The sequence below is a fragment of the Ruegeria arenilitoris genome, from assembly GCF_013032855.1.
In the GTDB taxonomy this organism is placed as follows: Bacteria; Pseudomonadota; Alphaproteobacteria; order Rhodobacterales; family Rhodobacteraceae; genus Ruegeria; species Ruegeria arenilitoris.
In genome coordinates, this window is the sequence record NZ_WQDA01000003.1 from 16,147 (window position 1) to 39,160 (window position 23,014).

Below are 23,014 nucleotides of genomic sequence, written 5' to 3' on the forward strand. Positions count from 1 at the left end.
AATGATTGTACGTCTGATATCTGGCGACACGCCCCGTTCTCCCATTCTGACGGCGCTGCTGCTGCTGATCCTGATATGCTTGGCCGGTGCGCCGTTCATTTTTGAAGGCGTGCGCGCCTTGGACACCGCTGCTCGGATCTGCATCTTTATCGTACTGGTGGCAGGCTATGACCTGCTTCTTGGCTACACCGGGATCGTGAGTTTTGCCCATACAATGTTTTTTGGCATGGGCGCGTATGGCGTCGCGCTTGCGTCCACACATATGGGGCGCGGGTTTGATGCCCTTCTGGTCGGCTCGGTTCTGGGCGCGTTGGCAGCAATCGTTCTGGCGCTGCTGATTGGCCTGTTCAGCCTCCGAGTACGTGCGATATTCTTTGCGATGATTACGCTTGCCGTTGCATCTGCCGTCGCAGTTCTTGTGTCGCAGTTTTCTGACATCACCGGTGGTGAAGACGGGCTGACCTATAAAATCCCGCGCGTTCTGACCTCTGCCAACAGGATGGGCGAGGTGATGGGGGTCAAGTTCACGGGGAAAATCCTGAACTACTACCTGATCTTCTTCAGCTCGCTGGTGCTGTTCCTGCTTCTTCTGCGTATCGTGAATTCTCCTTTTGGTCGCGTCCTGCAAGCCATACGCGAGAACGATTTTCGAGCCGAGGCAATCGGCTACCGGGTCGTATGGTATCGCACCGCAGCAACCTGCTTGTCGGCGGCCACCGCTGCGCTTGCCGGAAGCTTGTTTGCAATTTGGCTACGGTATGTTGGACCCGACACAACGCTAAGCTTTGAGATTATGCTCGACATTCTGCTGATGGTCGTCATTGGCGGCATGGGCACGATGTATGGAGCGGTGCTGGGTGCGGTGCTTTTCGTACTGGCGCAGACCTATCTGCAAAACCTCATGGGCGCGGCATCTCATGCCACCGAAGGCTTGCCACTGATCCCCGAGCTTGTTGATCCCGATCGTTGGCTGATGTGGCTAGGCATCCTGTTTATTCTCAGCGTCTATTTCTTCCCAACCGGCATCGTCGGTCGCCTGCGCGGGCAGCGTACCGCATGAGCGTTCCGCTAGTTTTTTTACACGGCTGGGCCATGAATGGTGCGGTTTTTGATGGGGTCAAAACACAGCTCGGGCCGGGTTTCGACTGTTATGCACCAGATTTGCCCGGACATGGTTCCCGGGAAATGGATGAGCCCAGCCTTGCAGGCTGTGTCGAGGTTGCGAGCGAAATCATCAATCAGTTGGATCATCCTGTTTTGGTCGGCTGGTCCATGGGGGCCGCCGTTGCATGGCAGTATCTCGTGCAGGAAGGCACCCAGAGCCTGAGCGGGCTGGTTACCATCGACATGAGCCCGCGATTGCTGCCTGACGATCAATGGGCGTTTGGACTAGGCGGCCAAAATACTGACGCTGTTCTATCCACGTCCTCGAAGATCGAATTTCAATGGCGCAGCATGGTCAACAACATTCTGCACAACATGTACGCGCCCAACGGTGTCCAGGAGGCGAATAAGGACGCGATGAGGGCGCTTCTTTTGAAGCAAGACCCAACAGCGCTGCGCCCGATTTGGGACGATCTAATTGCAATGGATGCACGGCAGAGCATCGCCGCGATCGATATTCCGTACTTGGTTTGCGCGGGGGCGCATAGCAGGCTTTATGATCCGGAAGTGGCCTATTGGATCGAACGGCATTCACCTATGGCCGAGGTGCGGGTTTTCCAGAACTCCGGGCATTCTCCGCATCTCGAAGAGCCTGACGCCTTTTGCGATGCCATCCGGCGGTTTGTCAGGACATTGGAAAGCACAAAGACTGAGCGCAGGAGGACACTGACGGAATGACGAAATCCTCTGCTTCCCAACCAAAAACCAAACGCGGGGTTGAGCGCCGCGCAAAGCTCCTTGCAGCTGCTGAGCAGGTGATCGGTGAAAAGGGTTTTGCAGCCGCTTCAATCGCCGACATTACACGTACGGCGGAAACGGCACTTGGCACGTTCTACATCTACTTTTCCAGCAAGGAAGCACTGTTTCGTGAGCTGGTCGAGGACATGGGCCGCGCCACAAGAACGCAAACGACCGAACAGATCGTCGGCGCGCCAAACCGATTGGAAGCAGAGCGTGCCGGGCTCGAGGCCTATTTGCGCGTGGTTCGTGACCGACCGTTGCAATACCGCATTGTCGAAGAGGCACGGTTCGTTGATCCCGAAGCCTACCGCACCTACTACACAGAGTTTGGCAAGGCTTACGCCGATCAACTGGAGCACGCCGTACTCAAGGGCGAGATTTCTCAAGGGGACGCGGAGGTCAGAGCCTGGGCCCTGATGGGGATTGCGAAGGCTTTGGGCGAGCGCTACGTGCTTTGGGACGACAACGTCGACATCGACCGCGTTGTCGCCGAGGCACATAAGTTGATCTGCAACGGCTTGGCCCCATGAGCAAGTTGGTCGCCTGGCACATAGAAGACCTGCCAAACTCCGAGCCCTGCTGTCTGATCCGTTTGCAAGCGCCTCGCTCAAATGCTCTGGAGCCCGGCATTCTCGACGAACTGCACCTTGCTTTCGATGCGCTGGAGCAATCGGATGTGAAAAAAGCACTGATCTCAGGCGGGCGCAATTTTTCGACCGGTGGTGATGTAGGTCGGTTTGCCGAGGCAACGCGGGTTGGGCAGGTCGAAAGCTATACTGCAAAGGTCGTACCCGTACTGCAGGCGCTGGTATTGCGCATGGTCGAGATGCCCGTAGTCTTAGCTTCGGCCGTGCGCGGTGCGGCAACTGGTGGGTCAGCCGGAATGGTGTTTGCCTCTGATCTGGTGGTTGCATCGCCAGACGCGTTTGTTCAGCCCTATTACGGGGTGGTGGGTTTTGCCCCGGATGGCGGATGGACCGCCCTTTTGCCGGACTTGATTGGCGGCGCAAACGCAAGGGGCTGGATAATGGCCAACCATCGGCAGGGTTCACAGCAGCTGAGAAGCCTTGGGCTTGTTCAGGCTGTTGATCAAGATCCCGAAACGCGCACCGCGAAGCTGCTTGCCCAGATCGAAACCGGCACGGCGCTGGCAACAAAGTCCCTGTTCTGGGACGACAAGCGCCGGGCGGTCGTCAAAACACGGCTCGAGGCCGAGACCGAGTCCTTCAGGGCCATGATTGGACGACCGGAAACTCTGACCAAGATGCAAGAATTCCTTCAGCCAAGGGATGAAAGAAATGTTTGACCAGATCCCTGACATGGCCGCGAAAAGGGCGGAGCTTTCGCCCAATGCCCTTGCGTTTCATGACACTTTGTCGTCGCGCAATTGGAGCTTTGGCCAGATAAATGATGCCGCCAATGCAGTTGCGGCCGGTCTCTCTGGCCTTGGCCTTTCCGAGGGCGACCGAGTGGCCATCCTGTGCCAGAACTCTGCCGAGTTTTTCATCACCCTTTTTGCCTGCCAAAAAACAGGCATCATTCTCTGCCCCCTAAATTGGCGTCAGCCCGCGCCGGAGCTTGTCGAAACTCTGGAGCAAGTTGGTGTCTCGGTTTTGCTCACAGACGCCGAGTTCCAAAAGGTTGCAGCCGAAACGGCAAGAGGGGTCGGGGCACCGCTCCTGACGATAGAAAACGATCTTGCAGGATGGATCGAGCAAGGTGGCCCCAAGTTGGCGGCTTCGATCCCCTCTGATCGACCTTGGTATCTGCTCTTCACGTCTGGAACGACGGGCTTGCCCAAGTCCGTCATCCAAACCGCAGGAATGGCATGGGCAAACACCATTAACATCGGGCAAGCCATCGATATCGCATCGACTGACCGCTCCGCGTGTTTCTTGCCGTTGTTCCACACGGCGGGGATCAACCTATACACACTGCCCATTTTTCTATCCGGCGGTTCATCGACAATCTTTCCAAAGTTCGATGTGGACGAGATACGCGACCTAATCGCGTCCGGTCAGATCAACCAGTTCTTCGCCGTACCCGCAGTCTATCAGGCATTGTCGCTTGCCCCCTGGATTGACGAACTTGATTGGCACAACATCCGTTGCGGTTGCGGCGGTGCCCCCCTCTCGGAACCGTTGATCCGATTTTTTGCGGGTCGCGGTGTGAAAGTCCTGAATGGCATGGGCATGACTGAAACTGGCCCAACTGTTTTTCTGATGGATCCCGCCCATGCCGAGCAAAAGATCGGTTCGGTCGGTAAACCGCAAAGCCTGACGCAAGTACGATTGAGCGGAGTACCCGATGGCAGGGAAGGAGTTGGCGAATTGCACATCAAAGGCCCCGGTGTGACGCCGGGCTATTTTGCCAATCCAGAAGCTACGGCAAATACCTTCACCGAAGACAAGTGGCTCAAAACCGGAGACATCGCGCGTCGCGACACAGACGGGTACTACTACATCGTCGACCGCATCAAGGACATGTACATCTCAGGCGGCGAAAACGTCTATCCGGCTGAAGTTGAGAAGGTTTTGTATTCCCATCCCGCCGTTCTCGAGGCAGCTGTGATCGGTGTGCCCGACGATAGATGGGGAGAGGTTGGCGCCGCGTTCATTCTATTGCGACCGAAACAAACGCTTGATGCCGAAAACCTGCGTTCTTGGTGCCGCGAACGTTTGGCCGGCTACAAAATTCCCGCATATGTGAGAGTTGTCCCGGATTTCCCACGCACCGCGGCCGGCAAAATTCGCAAGCCCGCTCTGATCGAGGCTTTTGGTCATGATTGACCTCCAACAACGCTGGACCCCGACGCAAGATGACTTTGATGCCTTTGCGCGCGTGTCCGGTGACGACAACGCGATCCATGTGGACCCGGATTTCTGCGCCGACACGACATTCGGTCGGACGGTGTCTCACGGCATGCTGCTCTACGCCAAGCTCTGGGGCATGCTGAAGAAAAACGACCCATCCCTCAACACGTCTTCACAGAGTCTCATGTTTCCAAATCCGGCATTTGCCGGAGAGCCGCTGGATTTGTCCATCAAACAGGAGACGCAAGGACGCTTGATAATGCGTGCCGTTCGGGTTGCCGACGGCGCAGAATGTTTGATCGGGAAGGCAGAAATCCGATGTTGAAAGTTGGACAATCCGCTCACATCGCTCGGCGGTACACCGAAGAAGACATACGCGCCTTCACTTCGCTGAGTGGGGGCAAATCTGAAGGCGTCCCCGAGCCGCTGCTCGCCGCTCTGTTTTCTTACCTACTTGGTGTCGAGCTACCAGGTTCAGGCACCAACTACCTAAAACAAGATCTAAAGTTTAATGCTGCAGCACCACTGGACACAGTCCTGACAGCGCAAGTCTCGATTACGAAACTGCGCCCCGAAAAACATCTGGTGGATCTCTGGGCGAGCTGTACGACCCCCGACGGCACCGTGATTTGCGAGGGCCGCAGCCTGGTAAAAGCCAAAGATGTATGTGGAGCCTTTCGTGAACAGACATAGGTCTGCAACGATCCTAAAAAGAAAGAGCAGTCCTTCCCTGGCATTCACTTAACAATAGGATTGCCTATAGAACGGACGCTCCCGGCAAGCGCAGCGAATAACCGCTTGTAAGCCCAAAGCGGTGTTCTTGCTGCGAAGGATTACCTTCAGTTTAACACCCTAAAAAATCTATACCTTACGTCACCCCCTTCATCAGGTTTGCCAGATGGTTTTACAGGCGAGCCTGAGGTAGCCTTCAATAACTTCTTCGCCATCTTGAGGGTTCAGTTATGATCTCCAAACGCGTATTTTTGTCCAGTCTTGCATCGACCGCTGCGCTGGCGCTGGTCCCGGCGCGAGTTCGTGCTCAAGCCCCAGATGCCACACTCTTCACGAACGTGCGTGTTTATGACGGGATGTCCGATGAGTTGACCGAACTCACGAACGTTCTTGTCGAAGGGGAATTGATCAAGGATGTCTCGCCCGCTGTTGATGCCGCGCCAGAGGTACCGCGCATCGATGGAGATGGACGGACCTTGATGCCGGGGCTCCTCGACATGCATGTGCACCTGCAGTGGAACCAGGACCCTGCTGGCTTCCTGACAGCACGTCCAGATTACATTGCTGCATTGGCATTGAGTGAAAGTGAAGCCACCCTGATGCGTGGCTTTACCAGTGTCCGTGATACTGGTGGCGGCATTCTCGGTTTGGCGCGCGCCATAGACGAGGGCCTTCACCCCGGTCCGCGCATTCAGGCGTCAAACGCTGCGATTTCAATGACCGCCGGTCATGGCGACCTTCGGCCGCGATCCGTGCGTCCGAGAGCCTTCGGCGGGCCGCCGTTCACAGAAGCGGAGCGACTTGGGATCACACTTTTCGCAGACGGGGTACCTGAAGTTCTGGCGGCTGCACGCGAGCAGTTCCGGCAGGGTGCGCACTTCATCAAAGTCTTTTCAGGCGGCGCCGTGACTGGCCTCTACGACCCATTGGATATCAACGAGTATTCGCCGGCAGAACTCGAAGCGGCAGTAGAGGAGGCCAAACGTTGGAACACTTACGCGACCTCGCACGCATACATGGACACATCGGTTCGGGCCGCCATTGAGGCAGGTTACCAATGTATTGAACACTGCAACCTCATGACGCCTGAGTCGATGGAGTTGGCCGTGGAAAAAGGGGTCTGGCTTTCAACCCAGGTTGGCTTTTTTGCAGCAGACATTCCGGCAGGGTTCACGCCCGCCCAGGCAGAACGCCAAAAGATGGCGTTTGATGGTCTCGACGCCATGCTTCGATTAGCGCGAGAGTCCGGCGCTAAGATTGCACTCGGAACAGACTTTGTCGGATCGAGGCAAACGAAAGCAACGCAGTTGGAGGAATTGCAGCTCAGGACGCCATGGTTCAGCAACGCCGAGATTTTGCGGCAGGCAACAGGTCTGAATGGTCAGCTTTGGGACTTGACCGGCCCGCGTAATCCCTACCAGGCTGGTCCAGTCGGTGTCATCCAACCCGGAGCCTACGCAGATATTCTGCTCGTGGACGGAGACCCGATTGCCGACCTTACGGTCATGGCCTCTGCGGACAATTTCGATGTGATTATGAAGAACGGCAAAGCGCACAAGAACAATCTGGCCTGAGACATTTCCCGAGGGTCAAGATAGACACTGGTGTTGCATGCGAATGACCGAAGAGTCCGCAATGCAGTCATTGAGCGTAGGTGAGCGAACGTCTGCCTTAAGCCCATTTTGACCAACGCTGCGTAATGTTCGAATGGCAGGAATTCGAATGAAGCGGACATGGTGCAATTACTGAGCATTCGGTCTCAATGCCGTTGATAGAAACTCAAGCGGTCGCAATGCGAAATCACACTCCTAATTTGGTGGAATCCAATTGGCTTGTCTCATGGCGTCACCGAGGTCTTGCCCATATTTCGGATTTGCAAAAAGTTTCTTAAACAGTGCATCCACGCGACTGTCCGGCCACTCGCGTGACAGTTGTTCTGATAGAGACTGAGCTTGAGCCTTATTCCCCAACATCTGATGTGACGCCATTAGGTAAGCAACGGAGACAGGTCCGACAGGGCCGCCTTTCTCCGTTACTTGTTCAAAGGCTGACACAGCACCTTCATAGTCCTTCAGATGGAATTTTGCTGACCCCATCGCATTCTGAAACACATAAGCCCGTTCTAGCTCAATTCTTGAGAGTGCGTCCTCGCTAATTGCTATGACTTGTTCGAATGAACCAGAATAAAGCAGGACCAGCGACACGAACTCCAACACATGTACGTCGTGTGGTGCCAAACGTTGCGCTCTTTGTGCAAATTCTATTGCCTCAGGCCAGTTTCCCTTGGCAAAGTTGACCCAGGCCATTGCGGACTGGCTCCAACCCGTTTCCGGAGCCAACTCGATGGCCCGTTTGGCTTGAGCATCGGCATAGTTCAACATGTCCTGAGCCAAGTCGGTATCGGATGTAAGTACAGCAATTGTCGCAGCGACCTGAGCAGTACCTGCATAGCCGCCGAAATAGCTGTCGTCGTTTTCAATTGCCCCCTTGAATATGGTCAGGGCCGCTTCAAGACGCGCAGGTTCCAAAGCCGGAAAGATCAGGTCTCGACCAGTATTGGCTAGATTTACAGCCTGTAGACGCATTGGGGATGCGCCAAAAATTGCGCTGCGCTCGTCACGGCTCAGGCCATCTACGGATAAATCAGTCGGAAGATCCTGCTTTGTCGAGCTCATCCAAAAAGCAACAGCAACATAGCCTAAAATGATAATCCCGATAATCCCAACACCTGGCCGAGCCCATGCGCGCGCACTGGTTTCCAGCTCTGAGAATTCGGGCTGTGCCGGTTCGAAGCCGCTTCTCAAAATCCGAGGTGCGTAACCACCCTTTGGCAGTTCAAACACCGTTTTCTCGTCCTGCCCGTCGGCAGCGTAATATTCAGCAAGCTTTCGGCGCAGGCGACCAGCATCGACCCGAACCACGTTTTCACGGCGCGACATCTCTGACAGGGTCCCACCATAAACATCCATTGCGATGGTCTTGGCACGAATATCATCGGCCCGACCATTTAGCGACTCTTCAACCACATACACCAGAAAGTCCTGCAAGCGCTGCGAGCCCGTGAAAGTCGAAGACCTGATAAGCCGCTGAAGTGCCGCCCGAACATCTTTTGCAGCAGGTGACCCGCTCTCATTCAATGGAGAAGATGTGTCTTTGGTTAAACCCATATTTTCAGTAAGTTACGCATCTGATTACACCGTATTATGCCCCGATACACCTATTGTTAAAAGTGAATTCGTCCAACACTCCCCTAAACCAGTTGATCCATTGAACGAGCTCCGAAATGAAAGGCATCGCCCTTGATATCCTGTTTCCCAACCATCGGACCGCGATTGCGGACCTAAGGCGGGCGGACACCGTTTTCGATGAAATCTGCCGAGACTATCAGCTTCTCAGTGACGAGTACCTCTCCGTGAACACTGAGCCGAGAAGTCGGTCGTACCCGATTGCCCGCGACATCCGCGAGTCTTTGGATGGTCTTCGGGATGAAATTGCTGAATCGCTGCGGCGTGCAGGGAAGATATAATTCAAATAGGGGAAGGGAAACCGATGAGATCAATATTGAAACATGCCACAGCCATGGTGCTGATTTCTGGCGCGGGTTTTGCCCAAGAAGCGCCTATCATACACGACGGCGAGTTCGAGTTTCTCCGCGCGCAGTTTGGCGAGCAATGGGATGCTCAGGATGCGGAGATAGAAGTTAAGCTTGCCGAGATCCGTGGCGCGAATGGAGGACAACCACCCAACATTCTCTACATTCTGATTGACGATGTGAGTTTCGGTCAAATGGGCAACCGGACGATGAACTATGTCACCGGTTTCGATACGCCCAACATCAATGACTTTGCCACAGAAGGCATGTCTTTGATGCGAATGTACACGGAGCCATCCTGCACACCGACTCGAACGGCGATGTTGACCGGTCGACATCCGGTGCGCGCGGGCGTGGAAGAGGTCAAGGTCGCCCTGGTCGGCGAAGGTCTTGCGTCCGAGGAAGTCACCATCGCCGAAATCCTCAAGGAAGTAGGGTACAACACCGCGCACGTCGGGAAATGGCACCAAGGCGATATTGAACAGGCCTATCCGCACAATCAGGGCTTCGACTGGGCGGCTTTTCCCTTGCATCAGCAGGTTCAGCTGAGCTTGATGACACGTGATGCGATGGTCGCCAACAATATGCTTGGTTACCATTGGTCAGGGCAGTCCAACCAATTTCAATTGGACGAGCGGTTCAAACCCTATGGCCTTGTGACCGGCGTAGAAGGTGAAGCGGGTGGTCTGGCTCGCGAAGTCGAAATGGAGCCCGGCGAAGAATGGACCCAAGCGAAATACGAGGAAATGAACTTGCGCTATCAGCTTCAAGCATTGGAGCAGCTGGAGCGGCTGGCTTCGCAGGACGCGCCATTCTTTATGCAATACTGGCCACTCTATCCGCTGAACTTTGCTTATCCTGAGCAGGCCGTATCTCGCAACGGCGGCTTCCATGCGGACAAATTGCAGGTTCTAGACGGTTGGATCGGCGAGGTTTTGGCCAAGCTGGATGAAACCGGCAAGGCGGATAACACCGTCGTCATGATCATGGCTGACAATGGCTTGATGTATCATTATGAGGGGACTTCCGGCCTAAACCAACTGATCTATCGCGGTGGAAAGACACAGCACCTTGAAGGCGGTGTGAGAACTGATGCGTTCATCCGGTGGCCCGGTGCAATCGAAGCGGGCAGTGCGGCAGGTGACATCGTTCATGTCTCGGATTTGTTTTCTACATTTGCCCGGATCGCAGGCGCGACAGACCACATTCCACGCGACCGGGTGATTGATGGCATCGATCAGACGGCATTGTTGCTCGAGGGAGAAGGCAATTCGCGCCGCGATTACGTCTATGTGTACGAAGGGCCAGTATTGCGTTCGGTGGTGAAGCAAGAGTTCAAGATGCATCTGCCAGCCCCCGGTCAGCCAGGCGCGGCGGCCCCTGTCTTCAATGTCTATCGCGATCCCCGTGAAGAACATCCGCTTGTCGGGTATTCACTGTGGTCCGGGGCGTCTTTCCAAGACATGGTAAAGCGCCATCAGAAAACCATCGTGAAGCACCCTCACAAACAGCTCGGCAAGGGTGTCCCTTATGAAGGAATTGAAAACCTCAGGCCCGAAAGCGAATTGGCCCGAGAAGTCTTTTCAAGCTGGCAATGACGAACTTGAGACGGCGGTGCCGATACACCGCCGTCTGACTGGTCGCATGAATTTTTCCAAGGTGTACTATGACCCGCATCACCTTTCATCTGGCAGTCTTATCCTTGGCGATGCTCGTAGTGGCTTCTACCACCAAAGCTGAGGAAAACGCGTCAAATCCACTGGCTGCGGTTAACAACACGGACATTCGCTATCAGTATTTCGATCTGGAAGGGGGGGCAGACCGTCAGGACATGTTCATCGATGGTGCATACATGCTGCGCCCCGATCTGAAGCTAAAATACGAACTACATTACAATTCAACGAATGTGACGGGACAGAGGTTCAATGGGTTCGAGAAGACCAGCTTCAAGCTGATCTACTTCCCTTCCCAAAACCCCTTGAATGACACATGGGCTGTAAAATCCGCGCTTGGTTTGGAATGGATACTTGATTTTGGCGACCCCGATGAAGGCATAGGCATCGGGTCTGATCAAATTGCTCCGTTCGGAGGCTTCGCTTTTGCAAACACAAAAAGTGGGCTGACACTGATCCCGCTGGTCCAGCATTTCGCATCTTACAATGGACCGATCGATGTCAACCAAACCGCGATGCGCCTAATTGCACTTCAGCCATTTGGTGAGGGGTATTGGATCAAAGCGGATATCAAAGCGCCCTATGATTGGGAGAATGACGCCTGGCCCGCGACCGCAGAATTCCAGATCGGAAAGAACCTCAGCCCCGGAGTAGCCCTCTATGCAGATGTGCTGATCGGGATTGGTGCTGATCGACCCTATGACCAAGCCGCCGGGATCGGTCTTAGATTCAATTATTAAGTCGCAATTTCCTTATGGCAGCAGTTACTCCCTGTACCGCATCACAAAACGCCATGGTACTTGAGGCAAGCCCAATGACTCTGCCAGCGGTCGTATCTGCTCAATCTCTACCAACATCTGGTCAAGACGAAACCGGTGGGCGTCATGGAGCGTCTTTCTATTTTTATTATCCCTCTATCCTGCGCGACTCGCAAATATCCAAGGGATGTGAAGTGTCAATCTTTCGAGTTCTGTGAAACGTCGGAAAGCGATGTCAGCTTTGAGTAGCTTGCTGTCCTTGGTGGACGGATGAGACGCGGCCGCTTTGTCCGCAAAGTAGACGTTCTAGCAAGTTACAACAAACGAACGCATTGATACCAAAGCGGACACTGCGGGTATCAGTTTCCAATAGAAAATTCGTTTCTAAAAATCAACGTTGCGCTTATGCGGGTAAGCCCGCCAAACGCAGAGACTCGCAGTCTTTTTCCAATCGTTCTAAGTCAGAGAAAAGCTGAGTTTCTGCCCAGTCCGATATGGAAAACTGAGGACGGTATTTCATCACATTCCGCGCCTCATCGCGAGCGGCCTCAACGTTATCCGTTTCCATATGTACGATAACGAGGTCGAGGTGCCCAAAACCTTCAACCCTTTGACTATACTCGGTGAATGCCTCCTTGGCTTCCTCGTATTGACCGTCGAGCCGAAGGGCCAAACCCAAAACACCAGCATACCAGCCCGGATAATGAGGGTTGAGAGTAATGGCTTGCCGCGCCACGCGGATAGCTTCTTTTGCCTGTCCATCGAACGCTAGTGTAATCGACAACCTTGCAGCGACGTCCGCGTGATTTGGATTTAGCTGAAGCGCTTCGTTGAACTTCTCGATAGCCGGTTTCAGCTTGCCATCGATTGCATCCGCGAAACCCGCAATTGCATGAGCCTCTGGGTTGTAACTGTCTATTTTCAGAGCGCGTCGAGCGCAGTCGCGCGCCTCTGCCAGCGCCGCATTTCGGTCTGCTACAAAGCCATGCCTTGCTTCCACAGTACAAATGAACCCCAAAGTGCAATATGGAGCAGAGTAACCAGGATCCAGAGAAATTGCCTGCTGAGCAAACCGGCGAGCGTCAGCCTGTGCTTCCTTTGTTATTCTGCGAGAAGCCTCCACAGCTTGCAGTTGAGCAGTCCAGGCATCCAGACTTTTGGTCCCCGAACCCCTGAAACGGGCCATCTCGCCTGCCAGCAATTCGACTTGAAGTTCAGTCGCAATTCTCAGAGCAATTTCATCCTGAACCTCGAATACGTCTTCTATCAGGCGATCAAACCGGTCTGCCCAAATATGCATGCCGGACTTCGCATCTATTAGCTGCGCGGTAATTCGCACACGACTACCGCTTTGGCGGATACTTCCCTCGAGAACAAGATCGACTCCTTGTTCCAGTCCGACCTGTTTCACATCCACGGAACGCCCCTTGTAGACGAAAGTGGAATTCCGCGCGACGACCAGTAAGTTCGGGAGTTTTGACAGGGTGGTAATTATCTCTTCGGTAATGCCATCGGAAAAAAATTCCTGATCGGGGTCGGAAGAAAGATTGTCAAAAGGTAGGACGCCGATCAGCAATGACTTCGTATGACTCGCGGGCGTCACTCGCGGTGGAGCTGAGCCAGGTGGCGACCATTGGAATACTTCGACTGGTGACGGGGCATTTTTGAAATGCCGTTCGCCAGCGCGGTGAAATCGCTCGGCGAGCCTCTCATCAAGGCTGCGATGGACGACATCGGAAATCAACACAGCCGCTTCGTCGGAAGCCTCTTGTAGCCGCGCAGCTATGTTGATCCCATCGCCGAAGATGTCATCTTCGTCGAATACGACATCTCCAAGATGCACGCCCACTCGCAGTTTAAGTGAAGACTGGGCTGACACTTGGCTTTGAAGATCGAGGGCGCATCGCACAGCGCCCGAGACCGAACTAAACTCGACGATCCATCCATCGCCCATCCTCTTTATGATATTGCCGCGATGATCACTGACCAAAGGATCGAATATCTTTCGACGCAGGACACGGAGTTCACTGAGAGTTCTGTTCTCATCCGCCTTTATTTGGCCCGAGTAGTTTACTACATCGGCCGAGAGTACTGCGGAAAGTTTGCGGTCTCCGTTCATGTCTCTTCGTAACGCATAATACGTTTCATCGAAAAGACATCTTGTTTTGGAACCTTCTCACGAACTTCGACCGGCCGCATTGTCCGCATAGCCGCCGTCGGTCGATCCTGCAGCTTCGGTCACTGGGGGCGCCGTGCTGCGGGTAGGGGAAATTCAGTGAATTTTTGCGGCGCGGACGAAGTCGACATTCACTTTTGCATAAAGATTACGACGGCGATTGCGCCAATATCCGGTATCAAAAGTTTGCAGAAACAGGCTATCCCGAGCGCTCCCGCCTCAGGATCAGGCGCGCGAGATTTCGGATCATTCTGCTCCTAAAGCGAACGCGCCTAGAGATGGGCGTGAACAACCGAAAGCGCGTGATTGAGAGTGTTCACTGCGAACTCTCTTTGGCTGTCCGGATCATTTAGAGGCAAACGTGTATCTTCCTGTTCTGGCTTGTCGCCCACAGGAAATTTTTCGCCTTCCAATACTGTTCCCCAAACCTGAATGTCCTTGATTGCCATGGGATCCACCGTCAATGGGTTGTCATCCAAAATAGTGAAGTTCGCACGCTTGCCAGGTTCGATACTGCCAAGGTCCCGTTCAAGACGATGAGAATAGGCGGCGTTGATTGTCACTCCACGCAAGGCCTCTTCGACCGGGACCGTCTGATCCTGTCCTGCTACCCGACCGGAACTCGTCACGCGGTTCACCGCACACCACATTAGGAACAATGGATCACCGGGCGCCATCGGCATATCGGAATGCAATGACCAGGATACGCCCGCTCGATCCAGATCTCCAAGACGGACCATCTCATTGGCGCGTTCAGGACCAAGACCGGTTTTACTGTATTGATCCGCAAGTGCCGTAACGTAGTAGGGATTTGCAGAAACAATCGCACCCAGACGTTTGATACGATCGACCTGATCGGGCGCACTCACAGCAAAGTGCACGATCACCGTTCTATGATCGAAACGCGGGTTTCTGCGTAAGTTTCGCTCTAAGGCGTTCAATACACGGTCCAACCCGGCGTCACCGTTGACGTGAATATGAACTTGGTAGCCGGCGTCCCAATAGGTTTGAAACGCGCGTTCAAAGGCCGGCAGGTCCATCATCCACTCGCCATGGTAATCGCCAAGCGGATCGTCCCTCAGTTGAATGGCAAGGGAATATATCGCACCGTCCGCAAAAAGCTTGACGCTGCCTTTGGACATACTGGTCTTGCCACCATACCAGTCGACAAGTGCTTCTGTCTGTTCGATCACATCTTCAGCATTGTCATATTTGGCGATCAGGCTTTTTCCATCTGGAATGAAGCTCCACCGAAACGGCATTGAGGGTGCGGAGAATACAGCGTTCACCGCATCCTGAACCGGGCGTGCCAGAATGCCGCCGGGCTCGTTGCCGTAGGTCACGCCTTTCGCATGCATGTAATCGCGCATGGTCTCCAAACCAGCGCGAAACTTTTCAGGGGTCGCCACGTATGGCGCAATCAAAGGCAGAACTGCAAACAAACCCTGTTCCCAGAAGTGCCCATGCTCAAAGCTGGATTGCATCTTTTCTGTGTCGGACCAAGCGTCCATGACCTCTTCGGTAACGCCCGCGGCCTCCATTGCAGCTGAATTCAGGATGAATTCGTGGCAAGAGCGGGCCCACACAAAAATAGGTCGTTCGCTGCTGATCTGGTCAAGGTCCGACCGTGTCAATGGACCATAAAATGCAGCGTGGTATCCCCATGTCATGACAGGGGTGTCCGGGTCTTGCTGACCATCAACAGCTTCGGACAACCGTGCCAGAAAGTCATCCTTGTCCACAACGGCGCGCGATAAACCCTGTGGCAAGTCCCAGTCCTCTATCGAAAGAATGACGGACGAAAGGCTCAAGCCGCCCAAAACTGGGTGATCATGCTGGGCGATAAAGCCGGGAACGATGATGTGGTCGGCGAATGTGTCATCAACGGTGAAGGGCTGTTCACCAATCGCCTCTTGAACTTGCTCTCTAGTGCCGGTCGCCAAAATCCGACTGTTTACAACAGCAACGGCTTCGGCGCTTGGAAGGTCGGGATCAAGTGTGACGATCTCGCGCGCCGTAAAAATCGTGACTTCATCAAGATCGAGTATCGCTCCGCCAAGATCGGTCAGCGTGCCTTCTTGCCCGAACAATGTACTCGGAGCAACGAGGATCGTCGTGCTCGTCAAGAAGGACCTAATAAATGCCCGTCTGGAGGTGTTTCCCATGGTGGATGCCTCTCCCTAATGCACTTAACTAACACAAAATACGCAGATGTTTTCAATGCGGTTAACCAAAAGACGCCCGTAAGCCGCACCAGAAGAAACGCTCTTCAGAGTTTTACTGACTTGGAGTCCTTCGAACCGCAGTTCTTGATGGAGGCCAATCGAAGCACTCAGCCTCTGTCTTCCCCAAGCTGTCTTTGGGTTCGATGCGGTTACTCGCTCCATTGCGATCAATGTCTGTTTTGTCCGCTGAGCAGTCATTCGTCCAAACTCTACGAGCACTGCTCGGAGTCATAATCTGACACTCGCCATCGAGTATGCTAAGCTGGATCGTGCGAGGCACACATACATTCAGAAACCGCATCTTTGGGAGGATGGATGTATGATCATGCGCATTTTTCACGTGACAACGCGGCCGGGAAAAGAAGAGGAATTTGGCCGCTTTTTTCGCGGCACTGCGATCCCGTTGATGAAAAACACCCCTGGAATCGTGCACCTTCTTCCGGGAGCGCCGAGAGAGGATACGCCACGAGAGTTCAGTTTCGTTATGGTTTGGGAGAGCCTCGAGGCACTGAAGTCGTTTGTGGGCGAAGACTATCAAAGCCCGCACATCGATCCGATAGAAGCTGACCTCGTCGAGTCTCGATCCATCAAGCACTATGACTTGGTCGACGGCTAATCGCGAATGGGAGGATCAGGATGTCGAAGGGTAGGGGAAAATCGCTGCCAGAACGCGTCCTTGGTCTGAACGAACAAAAGGCTGAGGACTTGGCGGCCTTGGAACTCCGGTTGCGGGAGGCGCTGGATCGGCAAAAGGCGACCGCCAAAATCCTGGAGGTCGTCAACAGCTCTATTAAAGACCCTCAACCTGTCTTCAACTCGATTGTTGAAGCGGGTCAAACGCTGTTCCCAAAGTCGACAGTCAGCATTGGATTACAGGACGGCGACAAACTGATTTTGGGAGCAATTTCTGGTCCCGAACCGGCTGGTGTCGAGGCTTGGCGGCGTCGCTTTCCGGCGCCACTTCATCCAGAAACAATCCATGGCCATGTCATTTTGAACGGCGAGGCGATTGATCTGCCGGACGTCGCCGCATCGAAAGACAGGTTCCGTATAGGGGCTGGAAACTTCCTCGCCTCAGGGTTTCAGGCAGTCACCATGGTGCCAATTTCACAAGGAGGACAAACTGTTGGAGCTCTCGCCGTGTTGAGGCATTCAACCGGAAAACTTCAAAAAGAGCAGTTCGATATTCTCACAACATTTGCGGCACAAGCGAACATCGCCTTGGACAACTTACACTTGCTGAGCCAGATGCGTGAGGCGAATGACACTTTGACACACGTGTCTAAACAGCTTGCCAAATACATGCCACCCCAACTCTACAAGTCAATCATTGCCGGCGACCAGCAAGCGGCCATCGAAAGCCGCCGCCGAAAGCTCACGATCTTCTTCTCAGACATCGTCGACTTCTCCGAAATCACAGATCATCTCGAAGCCGAGGAGCTGACTACTTTGTTGAATGAGTATCTTTCAGCAATGTCCGAAATCGCCCTGAAGCACGGCGCATATTTCGACAAGTTTATCGGTGATGCCATGATGCTGTACTTTGGCGAACCCGAAAGCCTCGGGGTAGAAGAAGATGCCGCTGCATGTGTGCGAATGGCAATAGATATGCAACGCAAGCTTGGCCACTTGCAAACGGAATGGCAGCGCAAAGGATTGATCGATCGACCATTTCGCGCTCGCATGGGCATAAACACTGGTTACTGCACTATTGGAAACTTCGGCTCGGAAGACCGGATGGACTACACTGCTATCGGACGCGAAGTGAACCTTGCTGCGAGACTTGAGGCCGAGTGTGATCCAGGAGGTCTCTTACTCGCTGCCGAATCCTATTCTTTGGTAAAAGACTGGCTTCCGGTTGAGGAACGAGAGCCTGTTCGAGTGAAGGGATTTCAAAACCCCATTCGCACCTATGCTGCGACCGCTATTTATGAAAGTGCCGACCGCGATAGCCGCATTATTCACGAGGAAGATGAAGGCTTTTCTCTTACAGTTGATCGTGCTCGCATAAGCAAAGGGGCAATCCTCCGACTAAAGTCCCTTGTTTCAGATCTGGACGACTAGTCAAATTTTCGGTCACGGCAGCTCAGTCCAAAACCTGTGACATCACATATCAAAAATGGCTGCACGACAATCGAAAGGCCAGTTTCCCGCCACGCTGCGACGCCAGGACGGGCTTCATTGAGAAATCGCGTGTGCAAAAGACCGCTTTCACGCGTGCAAGTGGGAACCAATGGCAAAGCCAACCACACTTCACAAGATGGTGAGTAGCAGGCTTGGCAGTCCAGAGCGATGAGTTGCACTAATCGCACCGTGTACTGTGCTAAAAAAGGGCGAACTCGTATCACTTACAGCATCGGGGCATTCGTCATGCGCTTTTCTCTCACCATCGCAACACTCGTTGTCTTGGCCACTCAGTCTTTTGCGCAAGACTCCGTCCTTATCGGGGACGCCCCGCTTCCTGCCGACATTGCAATTGATGTAACGCCAGATTCTCCTTTTCTTGGAATTTGGACGGGGAGATGGGACTCTCGGAGAAGTCATATCCTCGTCGTCGAAAGCCGAGATGAGGATGGGTTGTTCAATGTTGTTTACTCGGTCGGACGTGGCCAGCATGGCCGCGGAAACTGGTTCCGGAGCAAAGCACGTTTAGACGGAAGCACGTTGGTGTTCACCGACAATGACTTCGGGGCGCGCTATTCAATTTCGGGTACGGGGCGACTGCGGGGCATCTATCCAACCGAGGACCGCGTCGCAATACTCGAGCGACAAACCCTCTCAGAAGTCCTCGCGACGGCGACCCGCCAGTGGTTTGAGGTTGGAACGCGAGACTTCCTTACGACGGAACTCCGAGAGGACGGCGCAACAGTCGAGCTTGCTGTGGCTATCTATCGACCTCCTGGTGATGGGCCTTTCCCGTTGGCTCTCGTTCATCACGGCTCAACCGGCTCTGGAACCGATCCGCAGGCTTTTGATCGGTTCTTTTCCAACGACTGGCTTGCGGACGTTCTGAACTCACACGGTTGGATCGCTGCGTTCCCACAGCGCCGCGGTCGGGGTGGGTCCGACGGATTGTATGACGAGGGCTTTGCTGAAGATCGGACCGAGGGCTATTCGATGGAGGCCCGGCTATCTTTGGCAGGGGCGGAACGTGCGCTGATGGATGCAAAAGCAGCGCTGCATGCGTTGCAGGAACGACCGGATGTGAGTGATGGATCGGTTCTACTGATTGGTTTCTCGCGCGGGGGCATTGTTGCCCTTATGCAGGCCGGCGACGATCCGGGAAACACCGCTGGTGTGATCAACTTCGTTGGGGGATGGATGGCAGAGGGCTACGGTGATCCTCAAATCAATCCGACGCTCTTTCGACGTGTTGGATCATTCGATGGGCCGGTGCTTTCCATCTATGGGGAAGATGACATGTTCTACAGCATCGAGCATTCCCTATCCAACCTCACCGCAATGGAAGCGATGGGTGTCAAAAGTGAGACTCATATCGTGGCCGTTCCTGGCTACAACAAAGGTCATTGGGTATTGTGGTGGCCGATACTCTGGGAAGAGATCGTCAGCGACTACATCCGGCGCCTCCAGGATCAACGTTGAAACAATGAATTGGACTGCGACCCTGTTATCTCCGCGTTTTTTGCCGGATGCTTCGGTGAATTTCCGTTTCTGTCTGGAAGCAAGTTTTACCGATATGATTGGAATTGCGGCTTCTGTCTGCCGAGAAGCCAAACACTGAGTCTTGCGGGAAAACCGCTACGAGCCCGAAGCAGACCGTTGTCATTCTAGTGCCCGCGCCTCAAAACGCACATCAAAGCATGTTTGCAAAAGGCTTATGCAATTGAGCTTTACGTGACAATTCCGTAGGAAAAGACCTCTAAGTCTTCATCAAAACTCCGCAATGAATGCCGCCCCAATTTATGCGGCTCTTCAGATACCAAGCTGACAAAGTCGCCAGTTGCCAAAAGCCGCGCATCCAGTTTTCGCGTCAAGCTCTCTAACCTGCTGACTATCGCAACTGATGTGCCGGTTACCGTAAAATCCAAGCGCTTTTCAGTGCCAACATTCCCGTACACAGCCGCGCCAGTGTGCAAACCAATCCCAAACTCAGCACGGTCTGATGGATCAAGCTCTTTATGCCTTTGGAACGCTTCTCGCGCCGCCGACAGGGCAGCTTCGCACATGTCTTCGGGTAGTCTTCGTTGGCCATCAAAAGGAAAGATCGCAAGCAACCCATCGCCAACGAATTTCAGAACCTCTCCGCCGTGGTCGTGTACCGCCCCGCCGACGCAGTCGAAGAATTGGTTGACGGTCGCGACATATTTTTCCGGTGACAGGCGCTGGCTTAAAGCCGTAGACCCGTGTATGTCACTGAACAATAGAGCGCAGTCAATTTTGCTGACATCTCCCCGGGCTATTTGACCGTTCAATACAGATCGACCGGACACCTTGCCCAAGTAAACCTCCATCAACTCAGCTGCCAGGAACTGCTCTGACAGAACACGCGCTGTACCAAGCAAAGGTAGAGACAGTCGCGACAGACCATCTACCTCACGGTCTGTGAAACCAGAACGACGCTTTGTAGCAAAAGAGACTGACGCCCCCAAAGCCCACTCGACCTTGCCGTCAAATACAACGGTACGATTGCCGAATGGTGCACTGAATACGACGTAGTCGGTGACACCTGCCTCAGCGAGTTTTTGGAATAGCGGAAATCTGTCACGGGTCGCTTCGTCAGTCAGATCTGCTCGCATGAAAGGAAACTTGATCGAGCCGTTCGTAAGGTCGTCCGCCAAGTCCCAGACTTCCTTGTTGAAGTGCTGTTTCGCTATCTCATTGGCCAATTTCGAGTTCTCTCCGAAGGGTGCTTTGTCGAAGAGATCAGTTGTCACCGAGCTTCGTGGAAGAACAGTCCATTCAATTCGATGGTTGGAAGCATCCCATGTTGCGTCGAGCAATCCAATTACAGGGTGCATCATCAGGCGGCCCAAGGAAACACGCGAAACCGGCACGCCACCATCGATCAGCCTGTGACTTAGCTGCTCGACTAGCCCGCCAAGGTCGGCATCAAAAAAGGTCAGCTTCTGCAACCAATCTGCAATGCGGTCGAAAACATCCGCCATAACGTACACCTCTGCCACCATCTTGTTACAGCCGGAGGCTCATGTCATTGGGTTTGTCTTCGAACTCTCATTTCTCTTGCAATGGGTTTGCAAATTCTCACACGCGTACGCTCACGATTTTCAGACGAACGTCAGGTTCGAGCCCTCCTCAGACCTTGATCGCGTGCTCAGCATGGACAACGATTGGCTTGGTCTCTCGGCTGCATTCGACGACAAAGCAAAAGCATGTTTGAGGTTGTCAGCCCGCTTCGCACAATGGAGAATCAAATGCGTCGATCGAACCTGATGCTGCAAATAACTATGGGGGTAATGGGGGGTGCTGCATCTTCCCAACCGCTCTTTGAGGATTCCAAGGCCTTCAATCCTTCCAGCGAAACGGCTATGGCGATTACCGGGCCAGTAATCTTGTCTACCAAGCGGATAGTCTTCGAGACCGGCGCTTCTCTTGATCTCGAGGTTCATGACGCCAAGAGTTCAGGTAATTGGGGCGCGTCTGGTGACGTGCCTTTTGCTCAGGTATTCCGGGTATCAGGTGACGTCGGACCGTTGCGTCAGGGAAACACGCTTTGTGGAGACCAGCCAATCACATTTATGGCGGCCTGGAACGAAGAAAGTTCTGGGTTCGACTATCTCGGCATCGCGATGTTTACGGGTGCGGCAGCGCCTACAAGCGTTGATGACCAGACTATTTGTGCGACCTATTTCTACTCGATGGATGTTTCGGGCTAATTCAGAAGTTGTCCGAGGCTAGCCACTTCGTCCGCAAAGTAGTCACTCAGTGAAGACGCAGCGAACAGAGGATGTGAGCCCCAAGTGACCGATGCTGCGCGATCGACCGACGGCGGCTGTGCGCAGAAAGTTGACTTTGCAAAGTTTCGCGCTTGTCCTTTCGAGGATGAATATCAACTGGCAAATTTCTGCCGGGGATCCGGCTGGGCTCTTTTCATTACCCATTAGATCGCCTTAAAACTATCCGACCCCTCAAACCGTCAATGTAATGTCTTGAAGAACAGCGACAGCAAAGCGAATACGAAACGGCCGTGCCTGCACGGTACTGCTCGCGCTGCGTTTGCGATGGGGCTTTTTGCTCTTGTTTCTGCCTGCGCTCAGGCCCCAAGCGGCGCGGATCTCGATCCAGAACGTCAGGCCATGGCGTTGCGCGAGGTCTCTCAAAAACAAGCTCGAGGGCAAAGGGTATGGTGCGTACCCTACGCACGTAACCTCAGCGGTATCGAAATTCGCGGAAACGCCAAGGACTGGTGGGGCAAGGCGCGCAATACTTTTGAGCGAGGCAATGAACCGGTTGTTGGTGCGGTCATGTCATTTCGAGCAACCCGAGGGATGCCGCTTGGTCACGTGGCTGTCGTATCCGATGTCGTCACTGACAGAGAAGTCATCGTGAACCACGCCAACTGGCACCGCAACAAGGTATCATTGAAGATGGGCGTCAAGGATGTATCCAAAAACAATGATTGGACATTGGTCCGAGTTGAAAGTCATCCGGGCCGGTATGGCAGCTTCTACCCGGTGAACGGGTTCATTTATCCCAATGTTGGGGAATAACTTAATTCAATTGTGAACCGCACACTGTGCGTATCCGACGGATGGGTCACAAGCGGCTCAGTAGTTCACGCGGGCCAGTGACGGAAAAAGTCCGCAAATCGGATAATTGTGGCGGTAGAGCGAGTGACCGCATCGAGCCCTCCGTGGAAGTGAAGAGTTTACGCAGCGAGCGCTCGCAGCAAGATTACCCACCGCATCGGCGAAAATCACCCGCTGCATGACAGAGGAAAATGCGGACGTTCAGGCAGAACGCAGCGAGATTGCGATCCGGTATGACCGGGTCACGGACCAAAACAACCGTTCTCGAATTACTATGCAGCCAGTAAGTCGGATGCAAAATTGCAAAAGCTCGCGGCCGTTCACTCCGTCCTCTAAAATCACTTCAACCTTTAGCAATCTCTTACCAATCGAGACACCTTGAAGCTGACATGCAACGCTACCCTCGGCGAAT

General features: G+C 53.9%; 20 protein-coding genes. 16 read left to right on the forward strand and 4 right to left on the reverse strand.

Annotated elements, in window-relative coordinates; genetic code table 11:
• Nucleotide 1 precedes the first annotated feature (1 nt).
• From GOW72_RS10310 to GOW72_RS10345, 8 genes are all read left to right on the forward strand, one after another.
• Complete coding sequence (locus GOW72_RS10310) at nt 2–1,060, forward strand: branched-chain amino acid ABC transporter permease (RefSeq protein ID WP_170363829.1); 1,059 nt, start codon at nt 2–4, stop codon at nt 1,058–1,060.
• Nucleotides 1,057–1,842 carry an alpha/beta fold hydrolase gene (locus tag GOW72_RS10315; protein ID WP_170363828.1) on the forward strand — a complete coding sequence of 262 codons (786 nt, stop codon included), beginning with the start codon at nt 1,057–1,059 and terminating at the stop codon, nt 1,840–1,842. The genes GOW72_RS10310 and GOW72_RS10315 overlap by 4 nt, the downstream gene beginning before the upstream one ends.
• A complete protein-coding gene (locus tag GOW72_RS10320; RefSeq protein WP_170363827.1) occupies nt 1,839–2,435 on the forward strand; it encodes a TetR/AcrR family transcriptional regulator in 597 nt (198 codons plus the stop codon). The genes GOW72_RS10315 and GOW72_RS10320 overlap by 4 nt, the downstream gene beginning before the upstream one ends.
• Nucleotides 2,432–3,211: an enoyl-CoA hydratase/isomerase family protein gene (locus GOW72_RS10325; protein ID WP_170363826.1), complete on the forward strand. Its 780-nt coding sequence runs from the start codon at nt 2,432–2,434 to the stop codon at nt 3,209–3,211. Before GOW72_RS10320 ends, GOW72_RS10325 begins: the two co-directional genes overlap by 4 nt.
• Nucleotides 3,204–4,694 carry an AMP-binding protein gene (locus tag GOW72_RS10330; RefSeq protein WP_170366796.1) on the forward strand — a complete coding sequence of 497 codons (1,491 nt, stop codon included), beginning with the start codon at nt 3,204–3,206 and terminating at the stop codon, nt 4,692–4,694. The genes GOW72_RS10325 and GOW72_RS10330 overlap by 8 nt, the downstream gene beginning before the upstream one ends.
• A complete protein-coding gene (locus GOW72_RS10335; RefSeq protein ID WP_170366797.1) occupies nt 4,687–5,043 on the forward strand; it encodes a MaoC family dehydratase in 357 nt (118 codons plus the stop codon). Before GOW72_RS10330 ends, GOW72_RS10335 begins: the two co-directional genes overlap by 8 nt.
• Nucleotides 5,010–5,411, forward strand: a complete 402-nt coding sequence (locus GOW72_RS10340) for a hotdog family protein (protein ID WP_244952389.1) — start codon at nt 5,010–5,012, stop codon at nt 5,409–5,411. The genes GOW72_RS10335 and GOW72_RS10340 overlap by 34 nt, the downstream gene beginning before the upstream one ends.
• Nucleotides 5,412–5,680: 269 nt before the next feature.
• Nucleotides 5,681–7,024, forward strand: a complete 1,344-nt coding sequence (locus GOW72_RS10345) for a metal-dependent hydrolase family protein (protein ID WP_170366791.1) — start codon at nt 5,681–5,683, stop codon at nt 7,022–7,024.
• 234 nt (nt 7,025–7,258) lie between these two features.
• Here the strand turns inward: GOW72_RS10345 and GOW72_RS10350 are convergent, their stop codons facing one another.
• The gene (locus GOW72_RS10350) at nt 7,259–8,497 is read right to left on the reverse strand and encodes a tetratricopeptide repeat protein (protein ID WP_170366798.1); all 1,239 of its coding nucleotides are present in this window, start codon (nt 8,495–8,497) and stop codon (nt 7,259–7,261) included.
• 236 nt (nt 8,498–8,733) lie between these two features.
• On the opposite strand from GOW72_RS10350, the gene GOW72_RS10355 reads away from it, so the two are divergent.
• The 3 genes from GOW72_RS10355 (at nt 8,734) to GOW72_RS10365 (ending at nt 11,455) form a co-directional block, all read left to right on the forward strand.
• On the forward strand, nt 8,734–8,976 hold the full coding sequence (locus tag GOW72_RS10355; RefSeq protein ID WP_170363821.1) for a hypothetical protein: 243 nt from the start codon (nt 8,734–8,736) through the stop codon (nt 8,974–8,976).
• 35 nt (nt 8,977–9,011) lie between these two features.
• On the forward strand, nt 9,012–10,640 hold the full coding sequence (locus GOW72_RS10360) for a sulfatase-like hydrolase/transferase (protein WP_244952390.1): 1,629 nt from the start codon (nt 9,012–9,014) through the stop codon (nt 10,638–10,640).
• Between the two features lie 68 nt (nt 10,641–10,708).
• Nucleotides 10,709–11,455, forward strand: a complete 747-nt coding sequence (locus GOW72_RS10365) for a hypothetical protein (RefSeq protein ID WP_170366799.1) — start codon at nt 10,709–10,711, stop codon at nt 11,453–11,455.
• 421 nt (nt 11,456–11,876) lie between these two features.
• On the opposite strand, the gene GOW72_RS10370 is transcribed toward GOW72_RS10365, so the two are convergent.
• Both GOW72_RS10370 and GOW72_RS10375 read right to left on the reverse strand, forming a co-directional pair.
• Nucleotides 11,877–13,592, reverse strand: coding sequence for an adenylate/guanylate cyclase domain-containing protein (locus GOW72_RS10370; protein WP_170366800.1), 1,716 nt, complete (start codon nt 13,590–13,592; stop codon nt 11,877–11,879).
• Between the two features lie 329 nt (nt 13,593–13,921).
• Nucleotides 13,922–15,739, reverse strand: a complete 1,818-nt coding sequence (locus GOW72_RS10375; protein ID WP_244952391.1) for an amidohydrolase — start codon at nt 15,737–15,739, stop codon at nt 13,922–13,924.
• Nucleotides 15,740–16,193: 454 nt separating this feature from the next.
• Here GOW72_RS10375 and GOW72_RS10380 point away from each other — a divergent pair, with 454 nt between their 5' ends.
• The 3 genes from GOW72_RS10380 to GOW72_RS10390 all read left to right on the forward strand — a co-directional run bounded on the left by GOW72_RS10380 (nt 16,194) and on the right by GOW72_RS10390 (nt 19,477).
• Nucleotides 16,194–16,490 (forward strand): antibiotic biosynthesis monooxygenase family protein, encoded by a 297-nt coding sequence (locus tag GOW72_RS10380; RefSeq protein ID WP_170366802.1) that lies wholly within the window; start codon nt 16,194–16,196, stop codon nt 16,488–16,490.
• A gap of 20 nt (nt 16,491–16,510) precedes the next feature.
• Nucleotides 16,511–17,938 (forward strand): adenylate/guanylate cyclase domain-containing protein, encoded by a 1,428-nt coding sequence (locus GOW72_RS10385; protein ID WP_170366803.1) that lies wholly within the window; start codon nt 16,511–16,513, stop codon nt 17,936–17,938.
• 306 nt (nt 17,939–18,244) lie between these two features.
• The gene (locus tag GOW72_RS10390) at nt 18,245–19,477 is read left to right on the forward strand and encodes an alpha/beta hydrolase family protein (protein ID WP_170366804.1); all 1,233 of its coding nucleotides are present in this window, start codon (nt 18,245–18,247) and stop codon (nt 19,475–19,477) included.
• Nucleotides 19,478–19,725: 248 nt separating this feature from the next.
• Here GOW72_RS10390 and GOW72_RS10395 read toward each other — a convergent pair whose 3' ends face one another.
• Nucleotides 19,726–21,000, reverse strand: coding sequence for an adenylate/guanylate cyclase domain-containing protein (locus GOW72_RS10395; protein ID WP_170366805.1), 1,275 nt, complete (start codon nt 20,998–21,000; stop codon nt 19,726–19,728).
• 225 nt (nt 21,001–21,225) lie between these two features.
• Here GOW72_RS10395 and GOW72_RS10400 point away from each other — a divergent pair, with 225 nt between their 5' ends.
• Nucleotides 21,226–21,729, forward strand: coding sequence for a hypothetical protein (locus tag GOW72_RS10400; protein ID WP_170366806.1), 504 nt, complete (start codon nt 21,226–21,228; stop codon nt 21,727–21,729).
• 345 nt (nt 21,730–22,074) lie between these two features.
• Entirely contained in the window at nt 22,075–22,563 is a 489-nt protein-coding gene (locus GOW72_RS10405) for a CHAP domain-containing protein (protein ID WP_170340103.1), read from the forward strand.
• The last annotated feature ends 451 nt before the right edge of the window (nt 22,564–23,014 follow it).

Coding starts and splice junctions, on each gene's coding strand:
- GOW72_RS10325 (WP_170363826.1), top strand. CDS start 2,432: ATGAGCAAGTTGGTCGCCTGGCACATAGAAGACCTGCCAAACTCCGAG.
- GOW72_RS10405 (WP_170340103.1), top strand. CDS start 22,075: ATGGGGCTTTTTGCTCTTGTTTCTGCCTGCGCTCAGGCCCCAAGCGGC.
- GOW72_RS10390 (WP_170366804.1), top strand. CDS start 18,245: ATGCGCTTTTCTCTCACCATCGCAACACTCGTTGTCTTGGCCACTCAG.
- GOW72_RS10335 (WP_170366797.1), top strand. CDS start 4,687: ATGATTGACCTCCAACAACGCTGGACCCCGACGCAAGATGACTTTGAT.
- GOW72_RS10385 (WP_170366803.1), top strand. CDS start 16,511: ATGTCGAAGGGTAGGGGAAAATCGCTGCCAGAACGCGTCCTTGGTCTG.
- GOW72_RS10345 (WP_170366791.1), top strand. CDS start 5,681: ATGATCTCCAAACGCGTATTTTTGTCCAGTCTTGCATCGACCGCTGCG.
- GOW72_RS10400 (WP_170366806.1), top strand. CDS start 21,226: ATGTTTGAGGTTGTCAGCCCGCTTCGCACAATGGAGAATCAAATGCGT.
- GOW72_RS10365 (WP_170366799.1), top strand. CDS start 10,709: ATGACCCGCATCACCTTTCATCTGGCAGTCTTATCCTTGGCGATGCTC.
- GOW72_RS10395 (WP_170366805.1), bottom strand. CDS start 21,000: ATGGCGGATGTTTTCGACCGCATTGCAGATTGGTTGCAGAAGCTGACC.
- GOW72_RS10340 (WP_244952389.1), top strand. CDS start 5,010: ATGTTTGATCGGGAAGGCAGAAATCCGATGTTGAAAGTTGGACAATCC.
- GOW72_RS10330 (WP_170366796.1), top strand. CDS start 3,204: ATGTTTGACCAGATCCCTGACATGGCCGCGAAAAGGGCGGAGCTTTCG.
- GOW72_RS10370 (WP_170366800.1), bottom strand. CDS start 13,592: ATGAACGGAGACCGCAAACTTTCCGCAGTACTCTCGGCCGATGTAGTA.
- GOW72_RS10320 (WP_170363827.1), top strand. CDS start 1,839: ATGACGAAATCCTCTGCTTCCCAACCAAAAACCAAACGCGGGGTTGAG.
- GOW72_RS10355 (WP_170363821.1), top strand. CDS start 8,734: ATGAAAGGCATCGCCCTTGATATCCTGTTTCCCAACCATCGGACCGCG.
- GOW72_RS10310 (WP_170363829.1), top strand. CDS start 2: ATGATTGTACGTCTGATATCTGGCGACACGCCCCGTTCTCCCATTCTG.
- GOW72_RS10315 (WP_170363828.1), top strand. CDS start 1,057: ATGAGCGTTCCGCTAGTTTTTTTACACGGCTGGGCCATGAATGGTGCG.
- GOW72_RS10380 (WP_170366802.1), top strand. CDS start 16,194: ATGATCATGCGCATTTTTCACGTGACAACGCGGCCGGGAAAAGAAGAG.